Origin of the sequence: Bacteroides intestinalis (genome assembly GCF_003464595.1) — a bacterium.
In the GTDB taxonomy this organism is placed as follows: domain Bacteria; phylum Bacteroidota; class Bacteroidia; order Bacteroidales; family Bacteroidaceae; genus Bacteroides; species Bacteroides intestinalis_A.
In genome coordinates, this window is sequence record NZ_QRZF01000001.1 from 448,169 (window position 1) to 466,988 (window position 18,820).

Below are 18,820 nucleotides of genomic sequence, written 5' to 3' on the forward strand. Positions count from 1 at the left end.
ATTACTATTTTATGGTAACTAAAGTTCGTTGCAAAGATTCATCCTCCGAACTGCCACCTACCATAATATCATAAGTTCCCGAACAGACTCTCACCGTATTGGTTTGTTCATCCCACCATTCCAATTCCTTATCTTTCAAATCGAACTCTATGTTAACAGTCTGTCCGGCTGGGATAAATACACGCTTGAAAGCACGTAGTGTTTTTACAGGACCTTCCGCATCACCTTGCTTTTTGAGATAAACCTGAACGACTTCTTCACCGTCACGTTTTCCCGTATTTGTGACCGGAACAGTTAACTTCAAAGTTTGTCCGGCAGTAACCTCGCTCTTATCAAGAACAACTTTGCCATAACTGAAAGTAGTGTAACTCAACCCATATCCGAATGGGAACAGCGGGGTATCCTGCATGTATCTGTAAGTTCTCCCTACCATATTATAATCTTCGAAATCAGGAAGTTGAGATACATTTCGATAGAATGTCACCGGTAATCTACCCGCCGGATTATAATCGCCAAACAGCACTTCGGCAACTGCTGTTCCACCTTGTTGTCCCGGATACCAAGCCTGCAGAATGGCTTCACATTTCTTAGTTTCAGGTTCCAATCCGATAGGAGATCCGGAGCAGTTAACCAGAACAATCTTTTTGCCGGCACGGTGCAAAGCATCAATCAGTTCACGCTGAACTGCCGGAAGTTCAATATCCGTACGGTCACCTTTCTTAAAGCCAGGCAGGTTGACTCCCATTTCTTCTCCTTCAAGACTGGGAGATATGCCACTCGCAAAAATAACGATATCTGCCTCCTTCACTTGCTCGACGGATTTCTGAATATCGACCTCTCTCTTGAAGCCAAGATCGAAGTTTAGCTGAGCATCACTTCTAAGATATTCAAAATCGAGTTCTATATCATAGGATTGACCGGCCTGAACTTTCATGGCATGGGTTGTTTTACGGGCACCATGCTTATTAGAGAAACCTTTCACTTCTTCTCCATTTACACGAAGACGCCCGTTTCCGTAACAGTATATTTCAAGTACGATTTCTCCGGATTGTACAGGAGTAAATACACTATTATAAGTAGCAGAGAAGTCCGTCAGATTTACTCCCGGAGCGAAAACCGTGGCACCCGAAGTGCAGAAACGGAAAGGAGTGGTGACCTGAGTAGTAGTCACAGGACTACCTTCACGCGTCAGATTATTCCAGTAACGGGCAGTGAAACCAGGACTATCCGCCGACTTGCATTGGCTGAATGCACTATGAATCAAGGTTCTTTCTACCCACGGGCAACCTTGTTCATAAATCAGTTTATCATCAGCTCCGAGCAAATTCCGTACTCCATCCAGAATAGTTACGGTGTGCGGCGGCATTCCATTGTAATTTCCCCATTGCATGACAGAATCATTGGCATTGGGTCCCATTACAGCTACTGTCAGCCTTCCACGCTTCAACGGCAAGAAGTTATCCTTATTCATCAGTAACGTCATGGATTTACGGGCTATTTTCAATGCCAATGAATCATGGGCAGCAGAAGCGACTACAGAGAAAGGTATTTTTGCCCAGGATACTTTTTCCAAATCATCCATTTCTCCCAGCTCGAAACGGGCTTTCAACAAACGTTTCACGGAAGTATTTACTTTTTCCTCAGAGATCAACCCTTTTTTTACACTTTCCACCAAAGCTTTATAGCTGGAACCACATTCCAAATCAGTACCACTCACTACAGCTGCGGCAGAAGCAGACTCAGCGTCCGGATGCGTGTGATGTCCACGGTCATTATAAAAATCGGCAATAGCACCACAATCGGATACAACTATACCATCAAACCCCCATTCATCGCGTAAGATTTGCATTAACAAGCGGTTACTGCCACAACAAGGTTCACCTTCAAAACGGTTGTAAGCGCACATCACTTCTTTTACTTCTCCCTCTTTCACTAAGGCTTCGAAAGGCGGCAAATATGTTTCATACAAATCGCGAGGTTTGATATTCTCTGCATTAAAAGAATGGCGGTTCCATTCGGGACCGGAGTGTACGGCAAAGTGCTTGGCACAAGCATGCAACTTATCATAGTTTCCGTCTGCAGGGCCCTGTAACCCTTTTACTACCATTACTCCCATCCGGCTTGTAAGATAAGGGTCTTCGCCATAGGTTTCGATACCTCTCCCCCAACGCGGGTCACGATAAATATTGACCGTAGGCGTCCACATGGTTAACCCCTGATAACGCTCACGGCTGTCTTTAGATGAATAATAAGTATTCTTGGCACGCGCCTCATCAGATACGGCAGTGAATACATCATATACCGTTTCGGGACTAAATGATGCGGCCATACCTATAGGCTGAGGAAAAACAGTAGCTAACCCTGCACGAGCAACCCCATGCAGTGCCTCATTCCACCAATTATACGGTTTTATACCCAATCGTTCCACGGGACGGGAACCATCCATCATGAGTTGTACCTTTTCTTCCAGTGTCAGTTCTTTCACCAACATGTCTGCACGTTCTTCAGGAGACAATGAGGTGTTTTTGTAAGATACTTGTCCACAACCGGTCAAGACTAAAATAGGTAATAGATAAAAAAGTTTCTGTTTCATACTTTAAGGTTCAATTAATAGAACTTTGCAAAAGTACAAAACAGAAACTTCTTTTATGGGGAAATATTAGTTGTTGAAGTGTATTTTTTTACTCTTCGTACATCTTATCTATCACTTCCTTGTAGTTCTTTGCAACTACAGGGCGCTTCAGCTTCAAGGTATTAGTCAGTTCACCACGTTCCATACTGAAAGGTTCGGGTAAAAGAGTAAAGCGCTTCACTTGCTCATAGTGTGCAAACTGCTGTTGCAAGGTATCTATGCGAGCACGGAACAAACCGATCACCTTAGGATGCTGCAGCAGTTCTTCCATATCCTTATATTCAATCCCTTTTTCCTTGGCATAATCTTTCACGAAGCCATAGACCGGAACAATAAGGGCAGACACAAATTTACGCTGGTCGGCAATAATGGCAATCTGATCAATGTAACGATCAATAGCCAGTTTCGTCTCCAAAGCTTGCGGGCTGACATATTTACCATTGGAAGTCTTGAACAAGTCCTTGATACGTTCAGTCAGATAAAGCTGATCACCTTTCAGGTAACCGGCATCACCGGTATGGAACCACCCATCCTTATCAATAGCAGCAGCAGTAGCTTCCGCTTTCTTATAATAGCCTTTCGTGATAGTCTTCCCACGCAGGAGAATTTCATTCTCTTCACCGATCTTCACTTCCACATCAGGCATCACGGTACCTACGGAACCTATTTCATAACCTTGATTAAGGAAACAGGAAACAGTAGCCGTCGATTCGGTCAGACCATAACCAACCAACATATTGATGCCTACCGAATGAACAAATTCACAGATTTCATCGGGTACGGCAGCTCCCGCAGTAGGGAAGAAATTACCGTTCTCAATACCAATCGTCTTTTTCAGTAAAGCATAAACCGTCTTTTCGTAAAACTTATATTTCAGTTGATTCATCAACGGCGGAGTTTTACCCTTACGCAGATAATCGATGTTATGTATCTTACCTACCTTAATGGCATCCAGCATCATAGCTTTCTTCAAGCCTGTTTCCTGAGCAATCTTTTCCTGCACACCGGCATACACTTTTTCCCAAAAACGGGGAACACTGCACATCAATGTCGGACGGATTTCTTTAATGGTAGTCTGGATATCCACCGGACGGAGGTTGATACAAATCTGCACGCCTTTATGAATACAAAGATATGTCCATGCTTTCTCGAAGACATGTGTCAAGGGAAGGAAGTTCATGGAGATATCTTGGTCACTCATATCTACCAAACGGATATCATGGATACGGAAAGCCTCCATATAATTAGAGTGATGCAACATTACCCCCTTCGGTTCACCAGTAGTACCGGATGTATAAAGAATGTTCGCAAGGTCATCATCCGATGCACGAGAAGTGCGTTCTTCCACTATATCGTTGTTCGGCAAACCTTTTCCTGTTTCCAAGAACTCGTCGAAATAGATGGAAGTCATGTCACGAGGGTCGCGTACAACAGCCCGGTCAAAGATGATCAATTGCTGCAACGATTGACAAAAGCCAAAGACACTGAAAGCCGCATCATACTGGAATTGCTCGCCTACGAAGATATAACGTATCTGAGCATCATTGATAATGTACTGTGCCTGTGCAGGTGAACTGGTAGCATACAGAGGTATGGTCACTGCACGGTTAGCAAATGCCCCGAAATCCACATAAAGGCATTCGGGCTTGTTCTGAGAAAAGATTCCTATGTTTTCTTCCTCCTGCACTCCTAACTCTATGAGTGCATTCGCAACTTGTCGAACTGCTTGTGAGAATTGATTCCAGGTAATGGGTATCCACTGCGACGTTTCGTAATCTCTGTATTTCAGAGCCACCTTGTCGCCATACTTCTCTGCCCGTCGATGTACGAGGACAGATAAATGATGATAAGTCATATTATTCATATATTGGTAAATACCTGGCAAAGATAGTGGTTTCAAATGAAACTTTCTACAATAATTAAGAATATTGCAGGGAACTATTACGGATTAGTTTATAGGATTGGCAACTCCATGTAAGAACCGATTTTAAGAACATAAATTCAGTGTCAATATGGAAGTTGAACAACGCTTTGGAACTATAAGCTTAAACTTTAACCTACGTAATCCTCGTAGTACTAAACCAACTATTATATATGCTATTGTTAGGATAGGTCAGAAGCAATACAAGATAAGTACAGGGGTGAAAATATTTGCATCTAAATGGAATTTTCGCTTCCAAACGGTTAGTTTATGTACAGTAAATAATACCGATTACAAGAATCTTTGCGAAGTCTTAAACATAATTAACATATACAAGCAGTCTATGATAGGATTAAAGGCGTATATTTGCAATAATAAAATATGTGTTAATAATCACGAGGATATATTACATATTTTCACTAATATTATTAATCATAAAAGAGGATATACAATGAATACAGGAAATAGAAAAAGAATAAATACAAACAATTCAATCATATCATGGCTATATCGGTATGTTAATGAAAATAAACAAGGCAACACCCTAATAAAAGAACGGCAGAATATCGGTTTACTAAAGCACTTTTTTGATGAAAACCCTCAATGGAAGGATGATTTTGCCAACATTGGTTTTGATTTGGTTAATGCTGCGTTCCGTTATATAGAGAATGCAACAATGCCCAATGGTAAGCAATATGCAATATCAACTATAAGAGAGGCACAGAAAAAGATAAAAGCGGCATTGAAAGTTGCCTCCAATAGAGAAAATCGTAAATTTGATTGGAGGAAGAGTGAGATTGACGAGGTTCAGCTCACAAAAAACAATATTCCCAAATCTGAACGAGGAATGAAAAAAGCACCATTAACGTCAGAGGAAGTAGCTAAACTTAGGAATTATAAATGTGAAGGGGCGCAGGAGATAGCACGAGACCTATTCCTTATTCAATGCTATTCGGGACAGCGTAGGTCGGACTTGGTTAAGTTATTGGATAGCAGCAATATAGATTGGAATGCACATCTTATTACAGTCAAACAAATGAAGGGTAAGTCTCCTGCATATGTCCCAATGAAAGATACCGTGTTGATAAACTTAATTCGTAAGTATGAAGGTAAGGTGAAACGGCTGCCTATTAAATACAATGAAACATTAAGGAGAGTGGCAAAGAATATTGGACTTACTCGCATTGTTGAATATACAGAACAGCGTGGGCTTAAAACAGAGGAAAAAAAAGGTCCCATTTACGAGTTGATTCATAATCACATAGCGCGACATACATTTATAACTCGTATGGCTGAAGAAGGAGCTACGAAGGATGAAGTTAAAGCTATTACGGGACATACTTGTGATGCGACAGTTGAGAATATATACACGCATATTGACCGCGTGAAAGCTGCCCAAAAAGGGGCAGAGTATCAGAAAATCATGTATGTTGAGGAAACAGCTGAAATGGCTTCTGCTCCCCACATAGGTGATACAGATTTGATGTCTGATAGAACTATGGATATGATAGTGAATTTGAGATTACAATGCCATCAGTTGAATTCTGAATTAACTTCCCTGCAGGAGGAGAATGCAGAGTTAGCCTCAATATGTAGACGTCACGAATACGATGAAAAAGTTGAAGAGTTGCAATGGTTACTTCCTACAGAAGATATAATATATACGGTTTGATGTATATCTTTTTAATGTATTTTCTAAATTCTATTTAGGCAAAAAAAGGCTGTCCTGACTATCTGTAACTCAGATAAGTTGTTAATTATTGTTGAAATTAAAACAAGTATAGTACTACTGTAACTTGCCTTTCAGAATTGGGCATATTTCAACTTGTCTACTACGTCCTTGGTTTGCCATGCGTAAATTTTTTTTCAAAAAAAATCTATAAATCTGTGATTTTCCTACCTTTCTAACTACTTATATACAAGTAATAATATTTTATACATGAAAGAAGAAACAAAAAAGAAAATAAGCATACGTCTGAGAGGGCGCAAAAAGCTTGCGACACATCGCAAACATATCTCACAGGCATTACGACACCTGAAAAAAACGAAAGAGCATAAAGAGAAGATTAGTGCTTCTTTGAAAGAGTACCATAAAAATAACATAACCAAAAAAGAAAGAAATGAGAAAGATAGAAGCTGTGATTAGTATTGATAAGTTAGCACTTTGTTATATTGCAACAGGCGAACTGATAGAGAAATTATCAGAGAAGGATGAAAATGACGTATTAGTTGATGAGTATGATTATGATTGTTTTCGTTTGAAAAGAGTTCCAAGTGATGAAACCATATATGTCAATTATTTTGATGTTTTAATCAAATTCCCAAAGGATAATGAGAAGAGTGGTTGTACTGAAAGAAAGTTTGCAACTTTGAAGACAAAGCCACGTTCAGTGGAGGAAGGCAAAAAGAATTATATTTGGCTGTACATTGAGAATTGGGTGTTCTACGAGGTTTTCCTCACTATTCAACGAAGTAAATGTAATTGGTTGTCTTGTGTTGACTATATTGTTGATGAGTTAGGGCTTGTCTTCAATAATATTACTTCCATGGATATAGCTTTGGACGGCAATGTGAATATTGCAAAGCGCATTAAACATGCTCAATTTGATGATGCATATACGGTAAAATTAAATGGAACATTTAGGCGAAATAAGGAAGAAGTATTAGATAATATCTTACATATCTCGACGGGTGACCAAATCAAACTGAGAACGACGACTATCGTTGCCAAGCCTCAAAAAAAGAAAGACGAGAAATTGAGTTTGAAAGTTTACAATAAAACAAATGAACTTGAAAAGTCCTCTAAAAGGTATATTTCAAAATGGGTTGATATAAATTCGACTATCTACCGCACAGAAATAACTATCGGAAATGAGAACCTAAAAGAATTTTATGCTCGTAAGGGTGAATGTATCCCCTATGAATTATTGCTTACGACTTTTGCCAACCAAAGTGAGAGTCAACTAATTTTGTTTGAAATGATGGAATATTTCTCTAATCGTTTGTTGATGTTCAACTATAATCCCAAACATAAGGGAAAGGGTGAGACTTTATCTATTTTTGAGCTATAAAGTTCTTCCATGGGGGTATTAGCAGAGACCCCTGCGGAGGCAACTTTTTCTCGTTTAATTTCCTACTAATTAAATAATTAAATGGTGCAAAATGCGTAGCACCATTTTTTTATTGTATTCAAATAATAAGTGTATTCAAATAAATCTGTTAAATAGCAAAAATGAATACATTTTGTGTATTCAAAATAATCAAAGAATTATTTGCATACATAAAAGAAAAAGTGTACCTTTGTTCTATAATTCAAAAGCAAAAATATGAAAGCAGTAATATACGCTCGTGTGAGTTCAACCACAGATAGGCAGTCTACAGATAGACAGGTTACCGATTTAAAGAAGTATGCTGAGTATTCCAAATTGGAGGTAGTGAAAGTATATGAGGAAAAAATTTCAGGTGCAAAAAAGAATTCAGAACGTCCTGTGCTTGTTGAGGCTTTGGAATTTTGTATAGCAGAACATGCTGATATGCTATTGGTATCTGAATTAAGTCGTTTAGGGCGTAACGCCTTTGAAGTCTTGGAGACAGTTAAGACGCTTGTAGATAATAAAATTAATTTATATATAGAAAAAGAGAAATTTACTTTGTTGGATGATGAGAAACAGCCGTCTACTTTCGCTCCCATTATGCTTGCAACTCTTGCAACATGTGCACAAATGGAACGAGAGAATATCAAATTCCGTCTCAATAGTGGGAGGCAGCAGTACATTGAAAAAGGTGGAGTTTTGGGCCGAAAAGTAGGAAGTGTTAAAAATGTTGATAGCAAAAAAGAGGAGTACAAGGAGGCTCTTAAAATGTTAAAGCAGGGATTATCAGTTCGTAAAGTGGCTAAATTAGCAGATATTTCAGCCTCAACGGTTCAGAGATTAAAGAAAGAATTTCAATTATAAAGTATTGTATATCATGAGTTTACCCGCTCAAAAGTCTGTGAGAAGTTCTGTAGAACGGCATGAGAATGATTTATATACAACTGATCCTGAGGCAGTTAGACAACTATTGAAAAGAGAAAAGTTTCATGTGGATGTGCTTGAACCTTGTGCAGGCTTGGGGCACATTAGTGAGGAGTTAAGTAAACATGGATATAATGTAACATCTTCTGATATTAATGATTACGGGTACGGTACACCAAACCGAGATTTTCTAACAGATTTCTTTTTTGATGAACACACTCAAGAATTTGATATTGTGACAAATCCACCATACAACTTGGCTATTGATATGGTACAGAGGGCATTATTGATAGCCAAACAAAAAGTAGCAATGCTATTTCCTTATTGGTACATTACTAAATTTTATTGGATGCCTCCCCGTAGGGTGTATCTATTTACGAGAAAAATTGATATTGCCAAAGATGGAAATTTCGATGCTTATCACAATAAAAATATGAAGGATTATGCTTGGTTTGTGTGGGACGTTGGTTACTATGGAGATACTATAATTAAGTATATTGTTAATAACAAACGAGTTACTAAGCAGGTGGAAAAGTTAGAAAAGGAATATTCTGACATGTCAAAATATTGGAACACTTCAAAGGGAAATATGAAAAAAGAAGTTTTGAGATTACATAGTGAAAAGTTTAGTAATCGAGAGATTGGAAGAAGATTAAATATTGATGAGAAGACGGTGCGAAATTGGTTAAAAGAAAATGTTTAATTGCGGAATTTCCGCACATATACTTATAAAAAGGGAGGTATAAATGTACCTCCCTTTTTAATGTTAGAACATATAGGCAACTGAAATAGTTAAATTGCGATTTTTAGCTCCGCTCGCCAAATCAATTTCCATTTCTTCGAAGTCTTCATCACCTTCTTCAAAGTTGGAATCGTTCGTTTTAATAAATCCGAAATCATACCCGAGAGAAATTCTGTATTTTTGTTGAATTTCTACTCCTACATTGAAACCTACCCCCATATCGAAACGCTTGTAGCCATCGCCAAACGTGTTGTACTTGTACGAGGTGTTAACAAGCTCATGAGAACTGTCGTAGTCTAATTCATCCACTTTAGTTTTTCCAAATAACCCAATTCCAACATAAGGTCCAAAACTCCCAAATACATTAAAGTTCTCATTTATAGCATATTTGTACCCCACATGAATGGGAATTTCCAAATAGGTCGCATTGACGTTAATACCACCAAGGTCGCCCGCATCTGTTTTAGCTCCTTTTGCTGACAGAAGTGCGGCAGCATCAAGATATAAGCCGTTTGCAACTTGCGGTAACCCTAATTCGGCTCTTACACCGACATGATACCCAATTTTATTGCCTAAACCTGCGGTACTCATTTTACTCACATTCATACCCGCAACTACGCCCCATTTAAGGTTGTCCTGTGCGTTTACACTCCCTAAGCCCATCGCCATTACAACGGCAAATAATAGAATCTTTTTCATTTTAATAAGATTTACTTTGTTTAATCAGGCCTAAATTAAACAATTAATATACAATAAAAAGAGCGTAGGCACTGTTAATATATCGGTATCAAGCATCGCCAAACGCTCCTATCACAATATACAACAACAGCCCACGCCCCCATATAGGTGCGTGAGCATTTAGTTGTAATCCTTGTGATAGTTTGAAATTGGCGATTTCGATACCAAGGATTATACTAAACGCTCTTTTACGTTATCTTAAAGTTGCTACAAAGGTACAAAGTTTTTCAAAATAAATAATAAAGTATTAAACAGAAATTATTATATTTGCAATAATATGTGGAGTTAAGAACCATCTTTAAGAACTAACTTTATAATATTTTGATTTTCAATATTGTTTTAGTTTCAAATGAAACTATTTCTATCTTGAGAATTAAATGTTTAGTATATACTTCTGTAATATTAGTACGATCTTACCATAAAAAGGAAGTGATCACTCCATATTTCTGTTCTTTTTTCCAAAGAGATACAAATATATGTATATATTTGCAACCGATAGTTTTTTTAATATCAATACAACAACTTAACTGACATGAAAAAGATTCTAGCATTAGTCGCCATACTGGCGATAGGTTTAGGGAGTGTAAACGCACAGGAAAACCTTAGATGGGGCGTCACAGCAGGTATGAACAGTAGTAAATACTCCAACAGCTTTATGAATAGCAGAACAGGGTTCCACGTAGGTGTAAAGGCAGAAATGGCATTGCCACAAGTTGCCGAAGGAGTTTACCTTGAATTTGGCGGATTACTGACATCAAAAGGTAGTAAAGTTAACTATGGCTCATTGGTAAGTCTCAAGCTTAATCCGTATTATCTGGAAATTCCGGTTCATATGGGATATAAATATGTCATAAATGAAAACTTTGCTGTCTTTGGAAATGCAGGTCCTTATGCTGCTATCGGCGTATTCGGTAAAATTAAAGCCAAAGCTGACCTTAGTAGTGCTGGCGGAAACATAGATTGGGGAGAATGGGGAATAGATCCCAGTGATTTAAAAGGTGAAGGTTCTGAAAACATATTCGGAAAGGATAAAATGAAACGTTTTGATTTAGGCTTAGGACTTAAAACAGGTGTTGAATTCAATCAGAGATATCAAGTCGCTATTAGCTATGATTGGGGATTACTTGAAACAATAGACAATAGTGATTGGAAAAACCGTAACCTAATGATTTCCTTCTCCTATATGTTCTAAACAAATAATAAGATAATCAGAAAAGGGTGCCAGCGAGCACCCTTTTCTTTTCCCTTCTCTCCTTCTTCCGTACCCTTTTATTCATAAACACCAACAGCCGAAGAGGCATTTTTATTCTGTCTATTAAGCATATTTCAGTATTTATCCGTAAGTTTGCATCACAATAATTTAACTGATTGAGATATGACTTACGATATACCTACAATGGTTTCTGAGGCAACCGGAGTTCTTAAGTCTCTGATTGCGATTCCTTCCATCAGCCGCGATGAAGAAAAAGCGGCAGATTATCTACAGAATTATATTGAGCTGCAAGGCATGGCAACCGGACGAAAAGGCAATAATATCTGGTGCCTCAGCCCAATGTTCGATTTAAATAAACCCACACTGTTACTAAACTCACATATTGACACCGTGAAAGCCGTGAACGGTTGGCGAAAAGATCCGTTTACACCAACCCAGGAAAGCAACGGAAAACTATACGGGCTGGGAAGTAATGATGCCGGTGCAAGCGTTGTCAGCCTATTGCAAGTCTTTCTGCAACTTTGCCGCACTACACAGAAGTACAATCTCATTTATCTAGCTTCCTGTGAAGAAGAAGTGTCCGGAAAAGGTGGTATCGAGTGTGTATTACCGGAACTTCCCCCGATCCACTTTGCCATTGTAGGCGAACCTACAGAGATGCAGCCCGCCATTGCTGAAAAGGGATTAATGGTACTGGATGTAACTGCTTACGGTAAAGCCGGACATGCTGCACGAAACGAAGGAGATAATGCTATATATAAGGTATTAGAAGACATCGCCTGGTTTCGCGACTATCGCTTTGAAAAAGTCTCTCCGCTGTTAGGTCCTGTAAAAATGAGTGTAACACAAATAAATGCAGGTACACAGCACAATGTCATTCCCGACCGCTGCACTTTTGTGGTAGATATCCGCAGTAACGAATGTTATAGCAATCAGGAACTATTTACCGAAATACAAAAACATATTTCTTGCGAAGCCAAAGCACGTTCGTTCCGCTTAAGTTCTTCTCACGTAGAAGAACAACATCCGATAGTACAGCGTGCCGTAGCAATGGGACGTGTGCCTTTCGGTTCTCCTACCCTCTCCGACCAGGCACTAATGTCATTCCCTTCTCTCAAAATGGGTCCGGGAAAGAGTAGCCGTTCTCACACCGCAGATGAGTTTATTTTCATTCAGGAAATAGAAGAGGCTATCGGGTTATATCTGGAACTACTGGATGGCGTCACTTTATAGTCTTTAACCAACTGATAATCAATAAACAGCATTTACCGATGGTTTACTGCAAGATGTAAAAGCATTTACTTCGGCATGTAACGGCCTTTACTCCTTATTGTAACGGCCTTTACCTCGGTATGTAACGACCTTTACCCCGGCGTGTAAATGGAGTTACCGTGTGGAGTGAACAAAGTTACCATTTGGCGTAAACTGAATTTCCATGAAAAGAAACAACTAAGCACTTATAAAAGAACAAAGATTACTGATAATCATTTACTTTTCATTATCTTTGAAAAAACAAAGAAACAACCATCCATGAAAAAAACACTTATATTCTTCTCCTTCGTACTACAATTGACATTCATTCATGCCCAGTCTTTCTCAAACTTAGGCTTCGAATACTGGCAGGCGAACAAATATCCTTTGTGCTGGACGCACCCTGCCATAAGTGTTACACCTGACTCCATCATAAACTTATCAGGCAAATATTCACTAAAAGGAGTGAGACAACAAGCTGATGTGGAACAAGCAAGTACTCCGTATGGTTTGATATTGCAGGATGTGACGACTGCATTCAACTATTCGGATTTAGAAAATGGAAAGATAAGTGTATCCGTACAAATTAAAAGTAAAGCAGCTGACTCTACTATGCACATCGGTGCTTTTGTCCAGATCATAGACAAAATAAATCCCCAAAACAATAATTTAGTTATCGGAAATGATGTTGCCGACAGAGAATGGGCAGAATCATCAGCCACACTCATACTCAAAGACATAACACCTGCTTCCAATATATATATGGGAGTTATCATGATGGGATATGGAGAAATCTGGCTGGACAATTACCAGATAAAATTAAACGGTGAACTCTCAAAAGAAATTTCCCCCAGAACTACCAGTCTGACGGAAAAAGAAAAAGAATGGTTAAGCAATCATATTATTTCGTTTTCTGACGATGAGCCAATAGATGGGCAACTGTTTGGAAAGGCATTACCCGCTCCCTTAATTGTGGGTATAGGCGACAATGTACATGGTTCCTCTTCCATTATCAAATTGAAAAATAGGATAGCCCAGGCTCTCATTGAATATGAAGGGTTCACTCTTATAACCATTGAAGATAGCCCCGAAGTGGGAGAAGCTATAAATAAAATTATCCAGGGGGGCTCAGACACCGCAGAGAGAGGGATTAATATAATGTATGAGAATCCAGATTTCATAAACTTCACTGGATGGCTAAGAAAGTACAATAAATCGGTAGCAAGAAAAGTCAGGGTCTTTGGCGTAGATGTTAATAGCAGATATGAAGGAATGATTGAGGAAATAGATAAAGGAACCTTTGGCAGGCATTCACAGGAACTAGATTCAATTCGCCATATATTAAAAACTTCAATGAATAAATGGGAAAAGATTGGAGAACTACCTTTTAATGAAAAGCATAAAAAGTATCTCAAAGAAAAGCTGGAATCCATCAAACAAGACATAACCTCCATGAAACCGGATAAGGAACAGGAAATATTACTTTGCTATTATGCAGATCATTTGCTCCACTATCTGTCTTTCGATGCACAAGAAAGAGAAAAGCAAATGGCTGACAATATAAGTCGCTTACATTCTCTCTATCCGGATGAGAAGATTATTTATATGGCCCACAATCTACATGTGGGCAACATCCATAAGGGAACCCAAAAGACAGGATCTTGGCTAAAGGAACGCTTTCAGGATCAATACTATATCATAGGTACTTGCTATTACGATGGTACCGATTGTTTCAAGAAAGCAGCATTATCGAAGAATCAGACAGTCATTAACGAGTCGGTGCAAGGATCCTATGAATATCTTTTTAATCAGATAACAGCCCCCTGCTTTTTCTTAGATTTAAATCGTTTGCATGACCACAAGAATGCATCCAATGAATGGCTGCACAAACCGATGCTGATGAGGAACTATGGTGTCGAACCATTCAACTACTATTATGAATTCACCATCACAGACATGATGCACGAATATGATGGGGTATTATTTATAAAGAAATCCATTCCGCTATAAATAAGAAAAGACAGGGAAAGATTTCGTTCCATAAAGCATCAGCGGCTCAGCCACGGTTCCGGATTCAGTTTTTCCTTCTCCTTACGCAACTGGAAGTGAAGCACCGTACGCCCATTGTCGGCACCGTCCGAGAATATCTGTCCGATATTTTGCCGGGTAGTTACAGTATCGCCCGTCTTCACTGAGGCTGAAGATAAGTTACAGTAGACAGATATGTAGTTTCCATGACGAATCAAGATATTGAAAAGACCGTTCAACTGGAAAACAGCAGCCACCTTTCCATTAAAGATAGCACGTGCCTGCGCACCGGGCTTACCCTGAATGTCAATACCCTTATTATCCAGTTTTACATTATGAAGTCCTTCTACGGAATACTGTCCATAGCGGCTGGTAATAATATAGGGTCCTGTAATAGGCATTGGCAGCTTGCCACGGTTGCTGATAAAGCTACCGGAGAGTTCCCGGTCTGCCTTATCCATCGTATAGGTTTCAAGAGGCGCCGCTTTCTTTGTTGTAGTCTTTTCGGAAGAAGAAGTTGCTGTCGGTTTCGTTTCTTTGGCAGCAGTTTTTTTACGGGCAGCAGCTTCCTTACGGGCTTCTTCAGCTGCACGTTTACGGGCTTTCTCTATTTCTTCGGCTATCAATCGATCGATACGTGCATTCAATTGGTTAGCTTCCTTACGCTTTTTATTGAGTTCATTCTGCAAACCGCGTTGTTTCTTCTGCAGGTTGGCCACCAAAGTCTTCTTTTCCTTTTCCTGAGCTTCCAACTTTTCTTTCTCTACTTCACGCTCTTTCAGTAAACTGGCCTTCGCTTTCTTTACCTGTTGCAGTTCTGTTTTCTTTTGATTGACCTGTTCTTGTTTTTTCAGAATCTCTTCACCTTGCAGACGCTGATAGTCGGCATATTCGCGCACATAGCGCATACGGCGATACGTCTGCGACAGCGTTTTAGCAGAAAGAATAAAAAGAAGCTTTTCCTGAATGGAACGATTCTTATACAGATATTGGACGGAAGCCTCATATTTCTTTTTCTTATCCTTCAAATCGTTTTCAAGGCGGACCAATTGCCGTTCCAGTTTAGATAATTCACGGTCTATAGTCTCCATATCATTATTGATGGTAAGGATATACCGTTTCCGTTCCTCTATCTGTCCGGTAAGGGCGGCAAGCCCGTTCAACTGGCTACCTACATCTTTCTTTGTAGTGTTCAAGAGTGTTTCCGACTCAGCTATCTGCTTTTGCAAAGTACCCCGTTTACTTTCCAACTCCTTTATCATCTTGTTGGATTGGGCACAAAGCGGCAGAGCCAGACAGAAACAACCTATGAAAATACAAAGAAAATGTCTCATAACTTCGCCAGCATCTCTAAAAGTTCAGTCCATTCAACTTTAGTATATCTGGAAGACACCTGAGTAGGTGTCAACGATATCTCTTTGTTCGAGAAGTCGGTAAGAACAATTTTACCTTTCTCCAAAGAAGGGATACCCAGTTCTTTGCCCGTCAAAGTGGCCTTACCACCGGGTTTGGCAGCATCAAAAAGAATCTTTTCCAGATAGGCAAAGTCTGCCTTCCTGGGCAGGATGTCTTTCAATTCTTTGCGGGTAGCCTGAACATAACGTTTTCCCATACGATCTACTACCAGTACATCGTTGGGAGTGATTTCCAATCGAGCTATTTCACTGCGAAGAATAGGCATCAAAAAAGAAAGTTGCATACGTTCTCCACTCACTAACTTCATTGTACCATTCACTGTAACTGTACCCCCTTTATTGGGAATGGTCAGTTGTACCTTAGAAGACAAATAGCGAGGTTCTCCTGTTGATGAAGTCATTTTCTGGGAAGTCTTACAGCCGGAAAGACCTACCACTAAACTTAGGAGAAGCAAAAAGGGCAGGATACGAATACGTCCTGCTGTGCTGTATTTGCTGTATAATACTCTCATTCTGGTATATATTTCTTTTTCTCAATCTTCTTTTTCAATGTTTTGGACTCACTACCCATTTCCCGGGCCTGCTTCCAATACTTCAAGGCGCCGTCCACATCACCGGTCATATAATAGATATCACCGCAATGCTCTACAATGGTATCACTCTTATCACCTTCATTCTTCATTGCATCGTCTATATAAAGGCGTGCTTCAGCATAATTACCTTTCTCAAATAAAATCCAGGCATAAGTATCCAGGTAAGTAGAATTATTCGGCTCAGCCTTCACGGTTTTATAACTCATTTCCTCCGCTTTATCCAGATCACGACGTTCCAGAGAAAGATAATAAGCATAGTTATTCATGGCTCCGATATTCGCCGAATTGTAAACCAATGCAGAATCATAAGCGGCATAGGCCTCTGCATTCATCTTTTTCGTATGATAAATATCACCCATGATGGCATAGAAATCCGAAACGACTTCTTTCTTGCTCTTTTCCGTAATGTTTTCCAAAGCCTTCTGGCAAACGGCAAGTGCATCGTCTGCCCGTTCTGCCTGATTATAAGCTATAGCAAGATAGAAATAGAATTCCAACATATCCGGATTGGATTCAACACCTGCCTCACAAAGCCGGATCACTTCTTTATAATCTTCCTTACGAATCGCCTCACCCAGAAGCGTCATACGGGCAGCAGTGTTGGTAGGGTCTATGTCCAACACCTGTTCCAGCACAGGCATTGTCTCTTTATTCATCCCTTTGGAAAGGAGATATTGGGCATAGAGCATAGGCATTTGTGCATCGTCCTGATCCTGTTCCAAGATACGGTCGAAAAGGGTAATCACGCGAGTACTATCCTTGCCTGCCCGTTCATTCTCAACCACAAACTGGCGCATTACATTCAATTTAGTATCGGAAGGTACTTTCTTGTTCAGCAAAAGGGTATCCAATTGCTGTTCATAAAGCTCTTTCTGTCCGGTCTGCTCATAGTAGGATGCCAGTGAGTACATGGCCATGGCATTATCCGGTTCGGTAGCAAGCACTTTCTTGTACATGTTGTAAGCTTCATCCTTCTTGCCATTCTGCATATAGACATCACCCAGCACTACTTGATAACGCATATCCATCGGATATTCTTCCACCAGACTTTCAATCTCACGGAAAGCACTCTGATTATCTTTCATCTGTAAGTAAATGCGGAATTTCTCCATACTGAGCTGCTCGTTCTTACCCATCTTTTCTTCCAGACGATTCAGAGTAGTAATCACATTATCATACTCTTCCAAGCGATTATATATTTCCAGTAAGCTGTATAGAGCGTCCATCTTATCCGGGAAGCGGGTGACCATGCTTTCCAGCAAGTCAGTAGCCTTTTGCATCTCGTTCTGCTGCTGATACAGGCTTGCCAGTCCCTGACTATACCAGTAATTATCCGGATCATTCTCCACAGCTTTTTCTAAAGCTGCCTGTCCCTGGGGAACTTGTTTGAGGAACATGTAATATTGCGATATTTCATATAGAGCCGATGACGCATTCGGATTGATGCTCAGACAGTGCTGCAACAAATCGAAAGCAGCTCCATAATCATTTTGCATCTTCAGGCGGGAAGCTTCCAGAAAGAAGTAATCGTATTTACGCTGTTGTTCGGGCGTAAGCACAACCTGCGTCTTCATCCCTTTCCGTTGCTTCTTACTTCCCTGACGGGAAGTACCACACGATACAAGTAACGCGCACAACAGGAAAAGCGATAGTATGTTAAATCTAATCTTCATTATCAGTTGCAATTATCAATTGTTACACTCCCGTATGGCCGAAACCACCGGCACCGCGCACCGTTTCATCCAACACTTCCACTTCCTGCCAGGTGGCTTGTTCGTGGCGTGCTATCACCATCTGGGCTACACGTTCCCCATCTTCTATCACAAAAGTCTCCGATGACAGGTTTACAAGGATGATGCAAACTTCCCCACGATAATCGGCATCAATCGTTCCCGGAGAGTTCAACACAGTAATACCTTTCTTTATAGCCAAACCACTGCGAGGACGTACTTGTGCTTCGAACCCCGGCGGCAGGGCAATATACAATCCCGTAGGTACCAGGCAACGCTGCATCGGAGCTAACGAAATAGGTTCTGAAAGATTAGCACAGATGTCCATTCCTGCGGACAGTTCAGTGGCATAAGCCGGAAGCGGATGTTTCGATTTATTAATGATTTGTACGTTCATGACAATAATTACAAATTACGAATTATAAATTACGAACTGCCGCTATTCAGTATTTAATAGCAGTTCTTCTTTTTTTAATTGGGCGAAAATACAGCTTTTAAAGCAAAATAGTGATACATTTGCAGTTAAATAATAACAAAGGGC

15 protein-coding genes are annotated in these 18,820 nt (G+C 39.9%); 8 read left to right on the plus strand and 7 right to left on the minus strand.

Annotated elements, in window-relative coordinates:
* Positions 1-4 precede the first annotated feature (4 nt).
* Positions 5-2,593, minus strand: coding sequence for a xylan 1,4-beta-xylosidase (gene xyl3A / locus DWW10_RS01580; protein ID WP_022393692.1), 2,589 nt, complete (start codon positions 2,591-2,593; stop codon positions 5-7).
* 88 nt (positions 2,594-2,681) lie between these two features.
* Entirely contained in the window at positions 2,682-4,487 is a 1,806-nt protein-coding gene (locus DWW10_RS01585) for an AMP-dependent synthetase/ligase (RefSeq protein ID WP_118486961.1), read from the minus strand.
* A 157-nt stretch (positions 4,488-4,644) separates the two neighbouring features.
* On the opposite strand from DWW10_RS01585, the gene DWW10_RS01590 reads away from it, so the two are divergent.
* The 5 genes from DWW10_RS01590 to DWW10_RS01610 all read left to right on the plus strand — a co-directional run bounded on the left by DWW10_RS01590 (position 4,645) and on the right by DWW10_RS01610 (position 9,272).
* Positions 4,645-6,225: a tyrosine-type recombinase/integrase gene (locus DWW10_RS01590; protein ID WP_022393694.1), complete on the plus strand. Its 1,581-nt coding sequence runs from the start codon at positions 4,645-4,647 to the stop codon at positions 6,223-6,225.
* A gap of 267 nt (positions 6,226-6,492) precedes the next feature.
* Positions 6,493-6,699, plus strand: coding sequence for a hypothetical protein (locus DWW10_RS01595; RefSeq protein WP_022393695.1), 207 nt, complete (start codon positions 6,493-6,495; stop codon positions 6,697-6,699).
* Positions 6,674-7,624 (plus strand): hypothetical protein, encoded by a 951-nt coding sequence (locus tag DWW10_RS01600; protein WP_022393696.1) that lies wholly within the window; start codon positions 6,674-6,676, stop codon positions 7,622-7,624. The genes DWW10_RS01595 and DWW10_RS01600 overlap by 26 nt, the downstream gene beginning before the upstream one ends.
* Before the next feature lie 255 nt (positions 7,625-7,879).
* The gene (locus DWW10_RS01605) at positions 7,880-8,509 is read left to right on the plus strand and encodes a recombinase family protein (RefSeq protein ID WP_022393697.1); all 630 of its coding nucleotides are present in this window, start codon (positions 7,880-7,882) and stop codon (positions 8,507-8,509) included.
* 13 nt (positions 8,510-8,522) lie between these two features.
* Positions 8,523-9,272 carry a class I SAM-dependent methyltransferase gene (locus DWW10_RS01610; protein ID WP_022393698.1) on the plus strand — a complete coding sequence of 250 codons (750 nt, stop codon included), beginning with the start codon at positions 8,523-8,525 and terminating at the stop codon, positions 9,270-9,272.
* A 63-nt stretch (positions 9,273-9,335) separates the two neighbouring features.
* On the opposite strand, the gene DWW10_RS01615 is transcribed toward DWW10_RS01610, so the two are convergent.
* Positions 9,336-10,010: a porin family protein gene (locus DWW10_RS01615; protein WP_022393699.1), complete on the minus strand. Its 675-nt coding sequence runs from the start codon at positions 10,008-10,010 to the stop codon at positions 9,336-9,338.
* 571 nt (positions 10,011-10,581) lie between these two features.
* Between DWW10_RS01615 and DWW10_RS01620 the strand changes: the two genes are divergently transcribed.
* The 3 genes from DWW10_RS01620 to DWW10_RS01630 all read left to right on the plus strand — a co-directional run bounded on the left by DWW10_RS01620 (position 10,582) and on the right by DWW10_RS01630 (position 14,523).
* The gene (locus tag DWW10_RS01620; protein ID WP_022393700.1) at positions 10,582-11,241 is read left to right on the plus strand and encodes a porin family protein; all 660 of its coding nucleotides are present in this window, start codon (positions 10,582-10,584) and stop codon (positions 11,239-11,241) included.
* A 183-nt stretch (positions 11,242-11,424) separates the two neighbouring features.
* Positions 11,425-12,495 (plus strand): M20 family metallo-hydrolase, encoded by a 1,071-nt coding sequence (locus tag DWW10_RS01625; protein WP_022393701.1) that lies wholly within the window; start codon positions 11,425-11,427, stop codon positions 12,493-12,495.
* Positions 12,496-12,792: 297 nt separating this feature from the next.
* Positions 12,793-14,523, plus strand: a complete 1,731-nt coding sequence (locus DWW10_RS01630; protein WP_022393702.1) for an erythromycin esterase family protein — start codon at positions 12,793-12,795, stop codon at positions 14,521-14,523.
* A 38-nt stretch (positions 14,524-14,561) separates the two neighbouring features.
* On the opposite strand, the gene DWW10_RS01635 is transcribed toward DWW10_RS01630, so the two are convergent.
* From DWW10_RS01635 to dut, 4 genes are read right to left on the minus strand one after another with little or no spacing between them, the layout of a single operon-like run.
* Positions 14,562-15,875: a murein hydrolase activator EnvC family protein gene (locus tag DWW10_RS01635; protein WP_022393703.1), complete on the minus strand. Its 1,314-nt coding sequence runs from the start codon at positions 15,873-15,875 to the stop codon at positions 14,562-14,564.
* Positions 15,872-16,468: a lipoprotein insertase outer membrane protein LolB1 gene (gene lolB1, locus DWW10_RS01640; protein ID WP_022393704.1), complete on the minus strand. Its 597-nt coding sequence runs from the start codon at positions 16,466-16,468 to the stop codon at positions 15,872-15,874. Before lolB1 ends, DWW10_RS01635 begins: the two co-directional genes overlap by 4 nt.
* Positions 16,465-18,222, minus strand: a complete 1,758-nt coding sequence (locus DWW10_RS01645; protein ID WP_022393705.1) for a tetratricopeptide repeat protein — start codon at positions 18,220-18,222, stop codon at positions 16,465-16,467. Before DWW10_RS01645 ends, lolB1 begins: the two co-directional genes overlap by 4 nt.
* A 22-nt stretch (positions 18,223-18,244) precedes the next feature.
* Positions 18,245-18,676 (minus strand): dUTP diphosphatase, encoded by a 432-nt coding sequence (dut, locus tag DWW10_RS01650; protein WP_022393706.1) that lies wholly within the window; start codon positions 18,674-18,676, stop codon positions 18,245-18,247.
* Positions 18,677-18,820 lie beyond the last annotated feature (144 nt).